The 16,439-nt window shown below is 71.2% G+C and carries 14 protein-coding genes and 1 pseudogene; 13 read left to right on the top strand and 2 right to left on the bottom strand.

Annotated features, from left to right (window positions below):
- Nucleotides 1–41 precede the first annotated feature (41 nt).
- The gene (dnaK, locus tag KIT14_06025; GenBank protein MCW5890093.1) at nucleotides 42–1,955 is read right to left on the bottom strand and encodes a molecular chaperone DnaK; all 1,914 of its coding nucleotides are present in this window, start codon (nucleotides 1,953–1,955) and stop codon (nucleotides 42–44) included.
- A gap of 24 nt (nucleotides 1,956–1,979) precedes the next feature.
- A complete protein-coding gene (gene grpE / locus KIT14_06020; protein ID MCW5890092.1) occupies nucleotides 1,980–2,546 on the bottom strand; it encodes a nucleotide exchange factor GrpE in 567 nt (188 codons plus the stop codon).
- A gap of 141 nt (nucleotides 2,547–2,687) precedes the next feature.
- Here grpE and recO point away from each other — a divergent pair, with 141 nt between their 5' ends.
- From recO to KIT14_05955, 13 genes and pseudogenes are all read left to right on the top strand, one after another.
- Nucleotides 2,688–3,440: a DNA repair protein RecO gene (gene recO, locus KIT14_06015; protein ID MCW5890091.1), complete on the top strand. Its 753-nt coding sequence runs from the start codon at nucleotides 2,688–2,690 to the stop codon at nucleotides 3,438–3,440.
- 75 nt (nucleotides 3,441–3,515) lie between these two features.
- Complete coding sequence (gene ppdK / locus KIT14_06010) at nucleotides 3,516–6,347, top strand: pyruvate, phosphate dikinase (protein MCW5890090.1); 2,832 nt, start codon at nucleotides 3,516–3,518, stop codon at nucleotides 6,345–6,347.
- Between the two features lie 78 nt (nucleotides 6,348–6,425).
- On the top strand, nucleotides 6,426–7,322 hold the full coding sequence (gene aroE, locus KIT14_06005) for a shikimate dehydrogenase (protein ID MCW5890089.1): 897 nt from the start codon (nucleotides 6,426–6,428) through the stop codon (nucleotides 7,320–7,322).
- On the top strand, nucleotides 7,319–9,004 hold the full coding sequence (gene pilB / locus KIT14_06000; GenBank protein MCW5890088.1) for a type IV-A pilus assembly ATPase PilB: 1,686 nt from the start codon (nucleotides 7,319–7,321) through the stop codon (nucleotides 9,002–9,004). The genes aroE and pilB overlap by 4 nt, the downstream gene beginning before the upstream one ends.
- 218 nt (nucleotides 9,005–9,222) lie before the next feature.
- Complete coding sequence (locus KIT14_05995) at nucleotides 9,223–10,320, top strand: type IV pilus twitching motility protein PilT (GenBank protein MCW5890087.1); 1,098 nt, start codon at nucleotides 9,223–9,225, stop codon at nucleotides 10,318–10,320.
- Between the two features lie 24 nt (nucleotides 10,321–10,344).
- Entirely contained in the window at nucleotides 10,345–11,565 is a 1,221-nt protein-coding gene (locus tag KIT14_05990) for a type II secretion system F family protein (protein ID MCW5890086.1), read from the top strand.
- 234 nt (nucleotides 11,566–11,799) lie between these two features.
- A pseudogene (locus tag KIT14_05985) lies at nucleotides 11,800–11,916 on the top strand (type II secretion system protein).
- A 455-nt stretch (nucleotides 11,917–12,371) separates the two neighbouring features.
- Nucleotides 12,372–13,235: a prepilin peptidase gene (locus tag KIT14_05980; protein MCW5890085.1), complete on the top strand. Its 864-nt coding sequence runs from the start codon at nucleotides 12,372–12,374 to the stop codon at nucleotides 13,233–13,235.
- A gap of 118 nt (nucleotides 13,236–13,353) precedes the next feature.
- Nucleotides 13,354–13,779: a GspH/FimT family pseudopilin gene (locus tag KIT14_05975; protein MCW5890084.1), complete on the top strand. Its 426-nt coding sequence runs from the start codon at nucleotides 13,354–13,356 to the stop codon at nucleotides 13,777–13,779.
- Nucleotides 13,776–14,111, top strand: a complete 336-nt coding sequence (locus tag KIT14_05970; GenBank protein ID MCW5890083.1) for a hypothetical protein — start codon at nucleotides 13,776–13,778, stop codon at nucleotides 14,109–14,111. Before KIT14_05975 ends, KIT14_05970 begins: the two co-directional genes overlap by 4 nt.
- On the top strand, nucleotides 14,108–14,869 hold the full coding sequence (locus KIT14_05965; protein MCW5890082.1) for a prepilin-type N-terminal cleavage/methylation domain-containing protein: 762 nt from the start codon (nucleotides 14,108–14,110) through the stop codon (nucleotides 14,867–14,869). The genes KIT14_05970 and KIT14_05965 overlap by 4 nt, the downstream gene beginning before the upstream one ends.
- 343 nt (nucleotides 14,870–15,212) lie before the next feature.
- Nucleotides 15,213–15,734 (top strand): hypothetical protein, encoded by a 522-nt coding sequence (locus tag KIT14_05960; GenBank protein ID MCW5890081.1) that lies wholly within the window; start codon nucleotides 15,213–15,215, stop codon nucleotides 15,732–15,734.
- Between the two features lie 102 nt (nucleotides 15,735–15,836).
- The gene (locus KIT14_05955; GenBank protein ID MCW5890080.1) at nucleotides 15,837–16,250 is read left to right on the top strand and encodes a response regulator; all 414 of its coding nucleotides are present in this window, start codon (nucleotides 15,837–15,839) and stop codon (nucleotides 16,248–16,250) included.
- Nucleotides 16,251–16,439: the final 189 nt, after the last annotated feature.

The following is a 16,439-nucleotide window of genomic DNA, read 5'->3' as shown; positions in this document are numbered from 1 at the left end:
GCCGGTCATCGGTCGCACGGCCGTCTCACCGGGCCGCGCACCTACTCCTTCACTTCTTCGAACTCCGCTTCGACGACGTCGTCCTTCGGCTTCTCGCCGCCGGCCGCGCCGTTGGCGGTGCCGCCGTCGGCGCCGTCACCGCCGTCCTTCGACGCCTTGGCGTACATCGCCTCGGCGAGCTTGTGCGACGCGCGGGAGAGCTCGTCGGCGGCCTTGCGGATCGGCTCGGGGTCCTGCGACTCCATCGCCTTCTTCGCCTCGGCGAGCGCCGTTTCGACCGTGGCCCGGCTCTCGGCGTCGAGGCCGGCACCGTGCTCACCCAGCGTCTTCTCGGTCTGGTAGACGAGCCCGTCGAGCTGGTTGCGCGCCTCGACGACCTCGCGCCGCTTCTTGTCGTCGGCGGCGTGCGACTCGGCCTCCTTCACCATGCGCTCGACCTCGTCCTTGGAGAGGCCGCTCGACGCGGTGATCTGGATCGACTGCTCCTTGCCGGTGCCGAGGTCCTTGGCGCCGACGTGGACGATGCCGTTGGCGTCGATGTCGAACGTGACCTCGACCTGGGGCACGCCGCGCGGCGCAGGCGGAATGCCGACGAGATCGAACTGGCCGAGCAGCTTGTTGTCGGCAGCCATCTCGCGCTCGCCCTGGAAGACGCGGATCGTCACCGCGGACTGGTTGTCGGCCGCGGTCGAGAACACCTGGCTCTTGCGGGTGGGGACCGTGGTGTTCTTGTCGATGAGCTTCGTGAAGACGCCGCCCAGCGTCTCGATGCCGAGCGAGAGCGGCGTGACGTCGAGCAGGAGGACGTCCTTCACCTCGCCCTTCAGCACGGCGCCCTGGATGGCCGCGCCCATGGCGACGACCTCGTCGGGGTTGACGCCCCGGTGCGGCTCCTTGCCGAAGAGCTTCTTCACCCGCGCCTGTACGGCGGGCATGCGGGTCATGCCGCCGACCAGGACGACCTCGTCGATGTCCTTGGTCGAGAGGCCCGCGTCCTTCAGCGCCGTGATGCAGGGCGCGTCGAGCCGATCGAGCAGGTCGCCGCAGAGCGCCTCGAGCTTCGAGCGGCTGAGCTTCATGTTGAGGTGCTTCGGACCGGTCTGGTCGGCGGTGATGAACGGCAGGTTGATGTCCGTCTCGCTCGCTGACGACAGCTCGATCTTGGCCTTCTCCGCCGCCTCCTTGAGACGCTGGAGCGCCATCCGGTCGCTGCGCAGGTCGATGCCCTGGTCCTTCTTGAACTCGTCGGCCAGGTAGTCGATCACGCGCTGGTCGAAATCCTCGCCGCCGAGGAACGTGTCGCCGTTGGTCGCCTTCACCTCGAAGACGCCGTCGCCGATCTCGAGGATCGAGACGTCGAACGTGCCGCCGCCCAGGTCGAAGACGGCGATCTTCTCGTCCTTCTTCTTGTCGAGACCGTAGGCGAGCGACGCCGCGGTGGGCTCGTTGATGATGCGCAGCACCTCGAGGCCGGCGATCCTGCCGGCGTCCTTCGTGGCCTGGCGCTGGCTGTCGTTGAAGTACGCGGGGACGGTGATGACCGCCTGCGTGACCTTCTCGCCGAGATGATCCTCGGCGGTCTGCTTCATCTTCTGTAGGATGATGGCCGAGATCTCCGCCGGGCTCTGCTTCTTGCCGCGGATCTCGACCCAGGCGTCGCCGTTGTCGCCCTTCACGATCTTGTAGGGCAGGACCTTGGCGGCCTTCTGGACCTCTGCATCGTCGTAGCGGCGGCCGATGAGCCGCTTGATCGCGAAGATCGTGTTCTCGGGGTTGGTGATGGCCTGGCGTCGGGCGATCTGCCCGACGAGCCGCTCCCCCCCTTCGGTGAACGCGACCACCGACGGGGTGATGCGCGCCCCTTCGGCGTTCGTGATCACGATGGGGTCGCCCCCCTCGAGCACCGAGACGCACGAGTTCGTGGTCCCGAGATCGATTCCAATCACCTTGGGCATGTACGGTTCTCCTCGTCGGGCGCTTTAATCACCACCCTGGGGGTTGGCAAGGTTGGGATTGCCCTTTGCGACGGTCACCAGCGCGGGTCGCAGCAGGCGCTCGTGGAGCCGGTAGCCGGGCTGGTGCTCCTCGATCACGGCGTTGGGCGGATGCTCCGCGCTCTCGACGTGGGCGACGGCCTCGTGATGGGCCGGGTCGAACGCCGCACCGTGGGACGCGATGCGGGTCACACCGTGGCGCTCCAGCACGTCGAGGAGCGACTTCACGACCATCCCGACCCCCTCCACGAGGGCGCCCTGGGCGGCCGCGCCCGTCGCCTTGAGTGCACGCTCGAGGTTGTCGACGACGGGGAGCAGATCCTTCACCAGCGCCTCGTTGCCGTAGCGCACGGCATCGCCGCGCTCGCGCTGGGCGCGTCTCTTCACGTTCTCGAGGTCGGCCCGCTCGCGCACCCAGCGGTCGTTGGCGGCACGGGCCTCCTCGCGGGCGGCCGCCAGATCGGCTTCGAGCGCGGCGATCCGATCGGGGGGGGCGCCGGCTTCGGCTCCGGCGGTCTCGTGGGGGTCCTTGCGATCGTCGTGATCCGTCATGGCATGGGTGCCCGGGCGCACGGCGGCCGGCGGGCGTCGGGGCAGCTAGGCACCAGAACCCTGTTTGTCAAGGTTGCGGTCGCAAAGATCGGGTGGTAGCCGGCGGGAATCAGCGTCCTCGAGATCGCCACGCCCGCGTACGTGCTGCGGACTCGCTCCTACGGCGAGTCGGACCGCATCGTCACCTTCATCACCCGCGACCACGGCAAGCTCACCGGGATCGCGAAAGGGGCGAAGAACTCGCGCAAGCGCTTCGGGGGGACGCTGGAGCCGTTCGTCAACGTGCGGGTCGTCTTCCGCCTGCGCCCCGCGTCCGACCTGGCGTTCCTGCTGCGCTGCGAGCTGATCGCCCCCCTGCGGGGGTTCACCGAGGACCTCGACCGCTGGGCGGCGGGAACCTACGTCCTCGAGCTGACCGACCGCATGGTGATGGGCCGCGAGCCGGGGGCGGAGGTGTACGGCCTCGTCGGCGAGGCGCTCGCGCTGCTCGACGCCGGCACGCCGCCGCCGCCGCTCCTGCGCGCCTTCGAGATGCACCTCCTCGCGGCCAGCGGCTGGGCGCCGGCCATCGACCGCTGCCGGGACTGCAACGCCCCGGCCCAGGACGGCGGCATGCTCTATCTCGACGCGCACCATGCGGGTCTCCTCTGCCGCGGCTGCGTGCCCGAGGATCATCCCGTGCGGCCGGTGCGGGGCGCGGTGGCGCTGGCGCTGGCCCTGCTCGCCGACGGACCGCTCGCGGGTGCGAGCCAGCGCGCCGCGGCGCTGTCCGACACCCGGCCGGGGGCGCCGTCGTGGGCATCCGAGATGCACGCCGTCGCCGAGCAGCTGGTGGGCTCCGTGACGCACGGTCCGCTGCGCTCGCGCGCGTTCCTGGGCGGCCTCGTGCGCTGACGTCCGGCGCGCCGATGTGCGTTGATTACCGCTACTTCCTCCGGTAGCAACCGTCCTTCCGCAGGGAGGACGCCGATGGCACGACCGCAGACCCGCGCCCGTACGAAGCCGAAGGGCACCGCCAAGCGCGCCGGCAAAGGCGCTCCCGGAAGGGCGCACGGCAAAACCCGCACGGCGGCCGCTAAGGGTGCCGGACGCCGCTACGTCTATGCCTTCGGCGGCGGCCGGGCCGACGGCCGGGCCGAGATGAAGGACCTGCTCGGCGGCAAGGGCGCCAACCTGGCCGAGATGGCGAAGATGGGGCTGCCCGTGCCGCCCGGCTTCACGATCTCGACCGACGTCTGCACCTGGTACTACGCCCACGGCCGCTCGTATCCCGGCGTGCTGCGCGCGCAGGTGCGCGAGGCGCTCGCCAAGGTCGAGCGCGCCACCGGCAAGAGGTTCGGCGACCCGCGCCAGCCGCTCCTGGTCTCCGTGCGCTCCGGCGCACGCGCCTCGATGCCGGGCATGATGGACACCATCCTGAACCTCGGCCTCAACGACACGACCGTGCAGGGGCTGATCGCCGAGACCGGCAACGCCCGCTTCGCCTACGACTCGTACCGCCGCTTCGTGCAGATGTACGGCGACGTCGTCCTCGACCTGAAGCCGCGCACGAAAACCGAGGAGGATCCCTTCGAGGTCGCGCTGCACGAGAAGAAGCGCCAGCGCGGCGTGACGCTCGACACCGACCTCGACGCCGACGCGCTGCGCGAGCTGGTCTTCGAGTTCAAGGCGCTCATCAAGATGCGCAAGGGCGTCGACTTCCCGGAGGACCCCGAGGAGCAGCTCTGGGGCGCCATCGGCGCGGTCTTCGGCTCGTGGAACAACGAGCGCGCGGTGATCTACCGTCGCCTGAACGCCATCCCCGAGAGCTGGGGCACCGCCGTCAACGTGCAGTCGATGGTGTTCGGCAACATGGGCGAGGGCTCGGGCACCGGCGTCGCCTTCACGCGCGATCCGTCGACGGGCGAGAACGCCTTCTACGGCGAGTTCCTCTGGGACGCGCAGGGCGAGGACGTCGTCGCCGGCATCCGCACGCCGCTGCCCATCGCGCAGATGAAGGCCGAGAACCCGAAGATGTACGGCCAGCTCGAGAAGGTCCGCAAGACGCTCGAGAAGCACTACCGCGACGTCATGGACATCGAGTTCACGATCCAGCAGGGCACGCTCTACATGCTGCAGTGCCGGGTCGGGAAGCGCACCGCGACCGCGGCGGTACGCATCGCCGTCGACATGGTGAAGGAGCGGCTCATCAAGCCGGCCGAGGCGATCGCGCGCGTCGACCCCGAGCGGCTGAACGAGCTGCTGCGCCCCGTCTTCGACGCCGACGCGAAGACGCAAGCCGAGCGCGGCGGCACGCTGCTCGCGAAGGGCCTCAACGCCGGGCCGGGGGCGGCGAGCGGCGTCGTCGCCTTCCACGCCGAGGACGCCGAGCGCCTCACCGCGGCGGGCAAGCGCGTCGTGCTGGTGCGCAACGAGACCTCGCCCGAGGACATCCGCGGCATGGCCGCGTCCGAGGGCATCCTCACCGCGCGCGGCGGCATGACGAGCCATGCCGCGCTGGTCGCGCGGCAGATGGGCAAGGTCTGCGTCGTCGGCTGCGACGCGCTGCAGATCGACTACGAGGCCGGCACGCTGCGCATCGCCGGGCGCGACGACGTGCTGCGCGAGGGCGACGCCATCTCGATCGACGGCTTCACCGGCCAGGTGTTCGCCGGCGACATCCCGACCCGCCCGAGCGAGGTCGTCCAGGTGGTGATCGACCGCACCCTCGACCCGAAGCAGGCGCCGACCTACCAGCTCTACGCGCAGCTCATGAAGTGGGCCGATCAGGTGCGCACGCTCGGCATCCGCGCCAACGCGGACCAGCCCGACCAGTGCGAGCAGGCGGTCGCCTTCGGCGCCGAGGGCGTCGGCCTCTGCCGTACCGAGCACATGTTCTTCGGCGAGGAGAAGATCCTGCCGATGCGCGAGATGATCCTCGCCGAGACCACCTCGGAGCGCCGCGCCGCGCTGGACAAGCTGCTGCCGCTGCAGCGGGCCGACTTCGAAGGCATCTTCCGCGCCCTCGCCGGCAAGCCGGTCACCATCCGCACCATCGACCCGCCGCTGCACGAGTTCCTGCCGCACAGCGAGGAGGAGCAGAAGGAGCTGGCGGCGGCGCTCGGCATCCCGTTCGAGAAGGTGCGCACGCGCGTCGAGGCGCTGCACGAGTTCAACCCGATGCTCGGCTTCCGCGGCTGCCGGCTCGGCATCGTCTACCCCGAGATCACCGAGATGCAGGCGCGGGCGATCTTCGAGGCGGCGGTGAACGTGAAGAAGAGCGGCGTCGCGGTCGCGCCCGAGGTCATGATCCCGCTCGTCGGCCACCCGAAGGAGCTCGTGCTCCAGGCGGCCGTCGTCCGCCGCGTCGCCGACGCGGTGATCAAGGCCGCCGGTGTGAAGCTGCCCTACCTCGTCGGCACCATGATCGAGGTTCCGCGCGGCGCGATCGCCGCCGGCGCGATCGCCGAAACGGCGCAGTTCTTCTCGTTCGGCACCAACGACCTCACGCAGACCACGCTCGGCGTATCGCGCGACGACGCGGGGCGGTTCCTCACGCCCTACGTGAACGACCTCGAGATCTACCCGCGCGATCCGTTCCAGTCGCTCGACGCCGACGGCGTCGGCGCGCTCATGCGCATCGCGGTCGAGCGCGGCCGCAAGACGCAGAAGGCGATCAAGCTCGGCATCTGCGGCGAGCACGGCGGCGATCCGGCCTCGATCCGGCTGTGTCAGGAGATTGGCCTCGACTACGTCTCCTGCTCGCCGTTCCGGGTGCCGATCGCGCGCCTCGCGGCGGCGCAGGCGGCCATCCCGCGCTAAAGATCGGCCGACCACCGGCCGACACCAACAGGGCGGTCGGCACGGCGTCTCCATGCGTGCCGGCCCCACGAGGAAGGCATGGGGTCCGACGTGCAGGCGCGGGTATTCGGGGTTCTCGGCGACCCCGTCGACCATTCTCTCTCGCCGGCGATGCACAACGCGGCGTTCGCCGCGCGCGGCCTGCCGCACTGCTACCTGCGCTTCCGCGTCGCGCCGGAGCAGCTACCCGACGCCCTCGACGAAGCCCGGCGGCTCGGCGTCCCGGGGCTGAACCTCACGGTGCCGCTCAAGGAGACCGTGCTGCCGCTGTGCGACGCCCTCACCGCCGCCGCGCGGCGCGCCGGCGCGGTCAACACCTTGACGCTGCGCCGTGGCCGTATCGCCGGCGACAACACCGACGGCCGCGGCTTCGTGCGCGCCCTGCCCCGCGGGCTGCGACTGCGCGGCTCCCGGGTCGTCGTGATCGGCGCCGGCGGCAGCGCACGCGCCGTCGGTGCGGCGCTCGTCGACGCCGGCTGCGCCCGTCTCACCATCGCCAACCGCACGCCGTCGCGCGGCGCCGCGCTGGCCGAGCGGCTCGCGGCGCTCGGCGACGCGACCATCGCCGCCGTGGGACTGGGCGGGCTGGAGACTCGCGCGATCCTCGGCGATGCTGCCCTGGTGGTGAACACGACCCCCGGGGGCCTCACGGGCGAGACCGTCGCCGTCCGTCACGCCCTCACCCCGCGGTCGTGCGTGTTCGTCGATCTCGTCTACGGCCCGCGGCCGTCGCGCTGGCTGCGTGCCGCCGCGAAGGCCGGACGCCGCACGCAGGACGGCGCCGGCATGCTCCTCCACCAGGGTGCGCTCGCCTTCGCCGGCTGGACCGGCGGTCCCGCGCCGGTGGCGGCGATGGCGTTGGCGCTGCGTAGTGCGGGGCTCGCCTTGCCGGGCGTCGCCGCGTCGCGCAGCGTCGGAGCGCACGCATGGCGATGACCTCGCGGCTCGGCGACCTGCTCACGAAGCGCGGCGATCTCTCCGCCGAGCAGCTCGCACAGGCGCTCGACGCGCAGCGCGAGCACGGCGGCGCGCTCGCCTCGCACCTCGTGAAGCTCGGGTTCGTCACCGAGGAGAAGCTGCTCTCGTACCTCGAGCGCGAGTACCGCCTGCCGATCGTCGACCCGCTCTCGCTCGAGATCCCGCGCGAGGTGCTGTCGATCATCCCGCAGGCGCTGGTCCAGAAGCACCACCTGATTCCGACCAACCTCGTGCGCTCGACGCTGACCATCGCGATGGCCGATCCGTCGAACCTGATCGCGATCAACGAGATCAAGTTCCTCACCGGCTACGACGTCAAGGTCGCGGTCGCGGCGCCGGCCGCGATCCAGGCGGCGATCGAGCGCCACTACTCGGGCGAGACGCAGTTCGAAGAGGTCCTGAGCGCCCTCGGTAACGAGAACGTCGAGGTCGTCAAGACCGACGACGACGTCGACCTCCAGGAGCTCGAGCGCGCCACCGAAGAGGCGCCGGTCGTCAAGCTGGTCAACGCCTTCCTCACCGACGCGATCCGCAAGCGGGCCAGCGACATCCACATCGAGCCGTACGAGAAGATGCTGCGGGTGCGCTTCCGCATCGACGGCGTCCTCTACGAGATCATGCAGCCGCCGCTGCGCCTGAAGAACGCCATCACCTCGCGCCTCAAGGTGATGGCCCAGCTCGACATCGCCGAGCGCCGCCTGCCGCAGGACGGCCGCATCAAGATGAAGCTGCAGGGCAACAAGGAGATGGATTTCCGCGTCTCCGTGCTGCCGACCATGTTCGGCGAGAAGGTCGTGCTGCGCCTCCTCGACAAGTCGAACCTCCAGCTCGACATGACCAAGCTGGGCTTCGAGGAAGAGGCGCTCAGGTGGTTCAAGGAGGCGATCTACAAGCCGTACGGCATGGTGCTCGTGACCGGCCCCACCGGCAGCGGCAAGACGACCACGCTCTACTCGGCGTTGGCCGAGCTCAACAAGGTCGCGAACAACATCTCCACCGCGGAGGATCCGATCGAGTTCAACCTCGTCGGCATCAACCAGGTGCAGATGCACGACGAGATCGGCCTCAACTTCGCCGCCGCGCTGCGCTCGTTCCTGCGCCAGGACCCCGACATCATCATGGTCGGCGAGATCCGCGACTTCGAGACCGCCGAGATCGGCGTCAAGGCCGCGCTCACCGGCCATCTCGTCCTCTCGACGCTGCACACGAACGACGCGCCCTCGACGATCAACCGCCTCCTCAACATGGGCGTCGAGCCGTTCCTGGTCGCGAGCTCGGTGAACCTGATCCTCGCCCAGCGTCTCGCCCGCGTCATCTGCCCCCAGTGCAAGGAGGACGAGCCGGTCCCGACGGAGATGCTGACGCAGCTCGGCTGGTCGGGTGAGCCGTTCGTCCCGCAGCACGGCGTCGGCTGCCCGAACTGCGGCGGCACCGGCTACAAGGGCCGCATCGCGCTCTACGAGGTGATGCCGATGTGGGACGACCTGCGCGAGCAGGTCCTCTCCGGCGCGACGGCGCTCGATCTGAAGCGCGCGGCGATCCAGGGCGGCCTCAAGACCCTGCGGCAGAGCGGCCTCGAGCACGCGGCGGCCGGCACGACGACCGTCGAAGAGGTCCTGCGCGTCACCATGGCCGATTGACGGCCGCGCGCGCGTTGCGGCGTCGCACGTGAACGCCGCGCAACGCCGTGCTGCACGCCGGCGCAGACGCCGTACGGCGGGTGCAACGTCCCTGCACCGTTTTGTCCCGCCCGTGGCGGCGTCGATGGCGCGCCGACGCTGCGATGACGGCCGGCAGCGGCGAAACCGCGCGGGCACGCGCCCCTGCGCGTGGCACGCGGCCTGCTTTCTGCGCTGCGATGCCGACGATCGAAGCGTTCCTGCGCGAGATGGTGGAGCGCGGTGGGTCCGACCTCCACATCACCACCAGTGCGCCCCCGATGATCCGCCTGCACGGCCATCTACAGCCGCTGGCGCATCCGCCACTCACGGGCACCGACACCAAGAACCTCAGCTACAGCCTCCTCACCGAGGCCCAGAAGAAGAAGTTCGAGGAGACCAACGAGCTCGACTTCTCCTTCGGCATCCGCGGCGTCGCCCGCTTCCGCGGCAACATGTACTACCAGAAGGGCGCGGTCGGCGGGGCGTTCCGCACGATCCCGCACGAGGTTCCGCAGCTCCATCAGCTGAACCTGCCGCCCGCGGTCTCCGAGCTGACGAAGCTCCCGCGCGGCCTGATCCTGGTCACGGGCCCGACCGGCTCCGGTAAGTCGACGACGCTCGCCGCGATGATCGACAAGATCAACCGCGAGCGCCACGACCACATCGTCTCGATCGAGGACCCGATCGAGTTCGTCCACGAGCACAAGAGCTGCCTCGTGAACCAGCGCGAGGTCTTCGCCGACACGACGGGCTTCGCGCCGGCGCTGAAGCACGTGCTGCGGCAGGACCCCGACGTCGTGCTGGTCGGCGAAATGCGCGACCTCGAGACGATCGAGTCGGCGCTGGTGGTCGCCGAGACGGGTCACGTCGTCTTCTCGACCCTGCACACCAACTCGGCGGTGCAGACGATCAACCGCATCATCGACGTCTTCCCGCCCCACCAGCAGGCGCAGGTGCGCCAGCAGCTCTCGCTGGTGCTCCAGGGCGTGATCTCACAGCAGCTGGTGCAGCGCCGCGACGGCAAGGGCCGCATGCTCGCCGCCGAGGTGATGATCCCGAACCCCGCCATCCGCAACCTCATCCGCGAGGAGAAGGTCCATCAGATCTACTCGCAGATGCAGGTCGGCCAGCTGAAGTTCGGAATGCAGACGATGAGCCAGGCGCTCGTCGCCCTAGTGCAGAAGAACGCGATCTCCCCCGAGGACGCGGTGTCGCGCGCGACCGAGCCGGACGAGGTGCGCCAGATGCTCGGCCTCGGCCAGGCCCAGAGCCTGCGCGCCGGCGCACGCGCCTAGCGTCTCCCGCGGAAAGGACGACCGATGGCGATGTACAAGTGGGCCGGGGTCTCGCCGAAGGGTGAGACGCTCGCCGGCGAGATGGAGGCGACCAGCCGCGAGGCGGTGATCATCCGCCTGCGCACGCAGCGCATCCAGCCGATTCCCGCCAAGATCAAGGAGAAGGGCAAGGGGCTCGACTACGAGCTCAAGCTGCCGTCGCTCGGCGCCGCGGTGAAGGGACGCGACATCGTCATCTTCACGCGCCAGTTCGCGACCATGATCAACGCCGGCCTGCCGATCATGCAGTGCCTGCAGATCCTCGCCGGCCAGACCGAGAACAAGGTCTTCCGCAAGACGATCAACGACCTGCGGGACGACGTCGAGTCGGGCAGCACGCTCGCCGACGCCGCCAAGAAGCACCCGACGGTGTTCAGCGAGCTCTACACGAGCCTCGTCCAGGCCGGCGAGATCGGCGGTATCCTCGACACGATCCTGCAGCGCCTGGCGCAGTACCTCGAGAAGGCCGCGCAGCTGAAGAGCAAGATCAAGGGCGCGATGATCTACCCGGCCTGCATCGTGATGGCCGCGGTGCTGGTCACGGCCATCCTGCTGATCTTCGTGATCCCCGTGTTCGCCGAGGTCTTCCAGAGCTTCGGCGCCGACCTGCCCGCGCCCACGCAGTTCGTGATCAATCTCTCGAACTTCGTGATCGCCTACGTCTGGTACCTGGCGATGATCCCGGTGATCGCCGCCGTCGGCTTCCGCATGGCCTACCGCACCGACAAAGGGCGCATGCAGATCGACCGCATCGCGCTGCGCATCCCGGTGTTCGGCGAGCTGATCCGCAAGTCGTCGGTGGCGCGCTTCACGCGCACGCTCTCGACGCTCGTCTCGTCGGGCGTCCCGATCCTCGACGCGCTCAACATCACGGCCCGCACGGCGGGCAACAAGGTGATCGAGAAGGCGCTGTTCGAGGCGCGGCAGAGCATCGCCAGCGGGCGCACGATCGCGGAGCCGCTGATCGAGGCGAAGGTGTTCCCGCCCATGGTCTGCCAGATGATCGCGGTCGGCGAGACCACGGGCGCGCTCGACGCCATGCTCGGCAAGATCGCCGACTTCTACGACGACGAGGTCGACAACACGGTCGCGAATCTCATGTCGCTGCTGGAGCCCGCCGTGATCCTGTTCCTCGGCGTGGTGATCGGCGGCCTCGTGGTCTCGATGTACCTGCCGATCTTCAAGCTCGGCTCGGTGATCCAGTAGCGGGGCGAGACGGTCACGATCATGGCACCCGTTACGACAGTGACGATGGCCGCGAGCCGTTCCGCACGGCGGGTGCGCGGCACGACAGGGAAAACCCCAACGGCCTCACGCGCAGGGCGCGATCGCCACGCGAATGGTCGATGGCACCGGGCTTGCTCCTCGTGGGAGCAGCGCCGGGACGGCGGTCTCGAACACTAGAGTCGGGACGATCATCAACACGAACGGAGGAAGAGCATGCGTAAGACGGTTTCCAAGTTGAAGAGGAAGAAGTCGAAGGGCTTCACGCTCATCGAGCTTCTGGTGGTGGTGGCCATCATCGGCATCCTGGCCGCCATCGCGATCCCGCAGTTCGCGGCGTACCGCGAGCGCGGCTTCCGCAGCCGGGTCCAGACCGACCTGCGCAACGCCGCGACCGGCCAGGAAGCCTACTTCGTGGACGAGAACGAGTACCTCGCCGGCGACTGCGGCGGTCTGCCGGGCGTCTCCGTGTCCGACGGCGTGACCTGCTCGTGCACGGCGACGGCTACGTCCTTCGACTGCACCGCCGAGCACGCGTCGGCCCCGGGCAGCTGCACCTGGACGAGCAGCCCCGCGGCAGGCTCGCCGAACATGACCTGCAACTGGACGAGCTGACCGACGTCACCTGACGCGAGCCGGGGGGGCGGGTTTCACCCGCCCCCCCGTTTTGCTTTTTGGGCGCGCACCCCGCCTTCAAGAACCGACGCGCGCGATCCGATAGAGCCCCCGCGACCGCAAGTTGACCCCCTGCCGCACGCCCGCTAGCCGTGACGCCGCATCTCGCCAGCATGCTCCCGCTTCCGGCCTCGCTGCCGCAGCCCACGTGGCTGACCATCGGGTTCGCCTTCTGGGTGGGCGCGGCCATCGGTAGCTTCCTCAACGTCTGCATCCACCGCATTCCCGAAGACGAGTCGGTCGTCACGCCCGGCTCGCGCTGCCCCTGCTGCCGGACGCCGATCGCCTGGTACGACAACGTCCCCGTCCTGTCCTGGCTGCTGCTGCGCGCCCGCTGCCGAACGTGCGCGGCACCGATCGCGGCGCGCTACCCGCTGATCGAGCTCGCCACCGGCCTGCTCGCCGTCGCCGCGCTCTGGCGCTTCGGCTGGACGCCGTGGGCCCTCGTCGCCTTCGCGCTGACGGCGACGCTGCTGCTCGTCACCTGCATCGACCTCGACCACCTCTTCATCCCGGACGAGGTGAGCCTGCCCGGCATCGGCATCGGGCTCCTGGTGTCGGCCTTCGTGCCCGGCGGCGTCGGCCTGTGGAGCGCCGGGCTCGGCGCGCTCGTCGGCGGCGGCGTCCTGTGGCTGGTCGCCTGGAGCTACGAGCGCGCGACCGGCGTCGAGGGCATGGGCTTCGGCGACGTCAAGCTGCTCGCCATGATCGGCGCGTTCCTCGGCTGGCAGGCGATCCCGCTGATCCTCGTCATCGCCTCGCTCACCGGCTCGGTGGCCGGCGTCGGCGTGCTCTTCACCGCCCGTGGCCGCGCCGAGCGACGGCGCGTCGTGCGCATGCTCGGCCGCCGCGCGTTCTTCCCCTGGGTGCGGCGCGCGATGCGCACGACGGCGATCCCGTTCGGACCGTTCCTCGCGCTCGGCGCGGTCGTGCTGCTGTACTGCCCCGAGCTGGGGCTGCCGTTGACGCTCGGCTGAGCGCGCGTCGCCGGCCCAACAATCCGCGCGCGCCCCCTCCCGTCGGCGCCGCGCCCCCGCTACTCCTCGTCCGTGCACGCGTCGCCCCGCCCCGGCGGCGTGCCCTCGGGAGGCGTACATGCTGATGCGGGGCGGGGGCTTCACCCTGGTGGAGCTGGTGGCGACGATGGCGCTCGCGGCCGTCGTCCTCGGGACGAGCGCGGTGTCGCTGCCGCCGCTGCTCGCGAGCGTGCGGCTCGGCGCGGCGGCGCAGCGTCTCGCAGCCACGCTGCGCCAGGCACGCGGACGGGCGCTCGAGCGCAACGTCCGGATCGAGGTGCGCCTCGACCCGGCCCAGCGCAGGTGGCGCGTACGCGAGTGGGGCGGGATCGACGTCGAGTCGCACCAGCTGCCGGCGGGCGTGACCTTCGCCGGCCTGCCGGCGAGCGGCCAGGTCCGCTTCGGCACCACCGGCACCTCGGACAACGCCACCATCACGCTCGCGGCGGGTAGCGGCGTACGCCGCGTGATCGTCAACCAGCGCGGCCGGGTGCGGGTCCTGTGAGCGGCACGCGCGGCGCATCGGTGGTCGAAGCGTTGGCCGCGCTCGTCCTCGCGGCCACCGCAGCGGCCGGGCTCGCGGCCGCCGCCGCGACGGCGGCGTTCCACGTCCGCCTCGCCCGCGAGCGCACGGCCGCGCTCGGGCTCGCGGTCGACGCGCTCGAGGTGCAGCGTGCCGGCGCGCGCGGCAACGGCGACGACGCGCCCGTCGTCGCCGGCACGGCGTTCGTGCGGCACTGGACGGCGGGCGACGGCCGCGGCGAAGCGACGCCGCTCGCCGCCGACGTCGGCTGGGCCGCCGGCGGCGTCGGGCTCACGAGCGAGGTCTTCCCGTGAGCCGGGAGCGCGGCATGACGCTCGTCGAGCTGCTCGTCGCCGCCGCGCTCGCCGGGCTCGTGCTCGGCATGCTCGCGCTGGCGATGGGCGGCGCCGCCCGGCTGCTCGTCGTGCTGGGCGCGCGGGTCGAGGCCGAGGACACGGCGGTGATCGCCACCGAGGCGTTCGCGTTCGACGTCCGCCGCGCCGGCTTCGATCCCGCCGCCGCGGGCATCGAGGCGCTCGCCGGCGCGGCGCCCGATCGCCTGGTGCTCCAGGCCGACCTCGACGGCGACGGCCTGCTCAACGCCTCCTCCGCCGAGGTGACGCGCTGGCAGTGCCTCACCGGCCCGCCACGCCTGAACCGCGTCATCGGCGCGCAGTCGTTGCCGCTCGCGGCCGACGTCCGCGCCTGCCGCTTCCGCTTCCTCGACGCGAGCGGCAACCAGATCGTCGCGCCGGCCGCCGGCCTGCCGGCGGCCGACCGTGCGCGCGTGCGGGCGCTGGTGCTGGAGCCCGCCCTTCCGGGCGGCCTCGCTGCGCTGGCGGCTCGGCGCGCGCTGTCGCGCTGCGGACGGCGCCAGAGACCAGGGCGCGCACACTGCCCCGCGCCGGGCGTCGCGCAGACGGATTCTCGGCGGGCGGCGCGGCGCCGCGCTGCCCGCCGCGCTGGTCGCCGTCGCCGTCGCGCGTTGCCCCCGGGTCGGCGGTGGCTGACCTCATGCACACCCAGGCGGTGCTCACCCGCAACTGCTGCGCTGCCGCGCGCGCGCTGGTGAAGGCCGACGGCTGCCTCGCGTCGGTGGTCGCGGGCCTGGCGCCGGGCTACGTTCGACGCCGAGCAGGCGGGGCCGGAGGCCGCCGGAACCCCGGACGATGGCGTCCTCGCCGCCCCCGCTGCACCGTCGTCGCCGACGCCGCGCCCGGCCCGGCCGTACCGGCGCGCGCACGCTGCTCGCCGTCGAGGGACGCGCCGGCGGCGGCCGGTTGCTCGACGCCGTCGTCCGCCGCGCCGACACGCCGGGCGTGCCTGCCGGGCCTGGCTCGACGCCGCGGTCCCGATCGATCGCCGGCACGCTTCGCTGGGCTCGACGGCCGCGACCCGGCACCCTTCGACCCGGCGTGGGCGGCTGTCGCCGCGGCGCTGCTCGCGCCCGCTGCACTGCTCGACGCCTGATCGCGAGCGGGGCGCCCACGACGTCTCGCCCACGCCGGCCGCCGATCGCCGTCGGCGGCCCGCCGATCGCGGCGCTCGTCGCCCGCGCCGTCGCCGCCGGAGCCGTCGCGGGGGCCGTCCTCGTCCCCACCCCGCCCGCCACCCCGGCCCTGGCGCTGGTGACGGGCGACCTCGTCGTCGCCGGGCCTGCGCACGGCGCGGGGCTGCTCATCGTCGACGGTCGCCTGGACATCACCGCGCCCTTCACGTTTATTGGCGCGGTCGTCGCTGCGGATGGGGTGCGGGTGACGCATGCGGGAAGCCTCGACATCGCCGGGGCGTTGTGGATCGGCGCCGGCTCTCCGGAGCCGCTCGACGTCGACGGTACGGCTCGCGTCACGGCGAGCGCCGCAGGCCTCGCCGTCGCAGACGCCATGCTGCCCCTGCCCCGCCGCGCGGTGGTCGCGGGCGTACACGACCCCGGATGAACGCCGGCGCGCTCAAGCTCGGCGGCAGCGCGGCCGATATACCTGCCGAAGCCCCCGGCCGGCACGGCGGAGCGGCACCACCCGACCATGAGCGAGCAGCGCATGACCGACGTCCAGCCCACCGCCTCCGGAGCCGTGAAGCCCCTCGTCCTGGTGGTCGACGACAGCGACGAGAACTGCCGCATGGTCGAGACGCTGCTGAAGGCCCGCGGCTTCGGCGTCGAGACCGCCCCGGACGGCCCGAGCGCGCTCCGCGCCCTGGAGCGCCGGCGCCCCGACATCATCCTCCTCGACGTCATGATGCCGGCCATGAGCGGCATGGAGGTCCTCGACCGCATCCGGTCGAACCCCCAGCATGCCAGCATCCCGGTGATCCTGGTCACCGCCAAGTCGGGCGACGAGGACCTGCTCGAGGGCTACAAGTTCGGCGCCGACTACTACATCACGAAGCCGTTCTCGCCCCGGCAGCTGCTCTACGGCATCGGCCTCGTCCTCGGTCGCGAGTTCCCGGACTGACGCGGCCGCTCGATCCGGCGCCGCCGGCCGGCGCCCCGCCGGTCCGTGAGCGACACGTCGCCGTCGAGCTCGAGCGCCCCTCGATCCGACACGTGATCCGCGCGAGCGTCACGAGCCGATAGCGGGCCGAACGGCGACGTCCGCGCGAGCACGAGGGCCCCGAAAGGCTTCGCTCTCCCCGTCCCGCCT

The sequence above is a fragment of the bacterium genome (assembly GCA_026129405.1).
Taxonomy (GTDB): domain Bacteria; phylum Desulfobacterota; class Binatia; order DP-6; family DP-6; genus JAHCID01.
Note: the sequence above shows the minus strand (reverse complement) of the source record. Positions and strands in the feature narration are given on the sequence as shown.

Coding starts and splice junctions, on each gene's coding strand:
- dnaK (MCW5890093.1), bottom strand. CDS start 1,955: ATGCCCAAGGTGATTGGAATCGATCTCGGGACCACGAACTCGTGCGTC.
- grpE (MCW5890092.1), bottom strand. CDS start 2,546: ATGACGGATCACGACGATCGCAAGGACCCCCACGAGACCGCCGGAGCC.
- ppdK (MCW5890090.1), top strand. CDS start 3,516: ATGGCACGACCGCAGACCCGCGCCCGTACGAAGCCGAAGGGCACCGCC.
- aroE (MCW5890089.1), top strand. CDS start 6,426: ATGGGGTCCGACGTGCAGGCGCGGGTATTCGGGGTTCTCGGCGACCCC.
- pilB (MCW5890088.1), top strand. CDS start 7,319: ATGACCTCGCGGCTCGGCGACCTGCTCACGAAGCGCGGCGATCTCTCC.
- KIT14_05995 (MCW5890087.1), top strand. CDS start 9,223: ATGCCGACGATCGAAGCGTTCCTGCGCGAGATGGTGGAGCGCGGTGGG.
- KIT14_05990 (MCW5890086.1), top strand. CDS start 10,345: ATGGCGATGTACAAGTGGGCCGGGGTCTCGCCGAAGGGTGAGACGCTC.
- KIT14_05980 (MCW5890085.1), top strand. CDS start 12,372: ATGCTCCCGCTTCCGGCCTCGCTGCCGCAGCCCACGTGGCTGACCATC.
- KIT14_05975 (MCW5890084.1), top strand. CDS start 13,354: ATGCTGATGCGGGGCGGGGGCTTCACCCTGGTGGAGCTGGTGGCGACG.
- KIT14_05955 (MCW5890080.1), top strand. CDS start 15,837: ATGACCGACGTCCAGCCCACCGCCTCCGGAGCCGTGAAGCCCCTCGTC.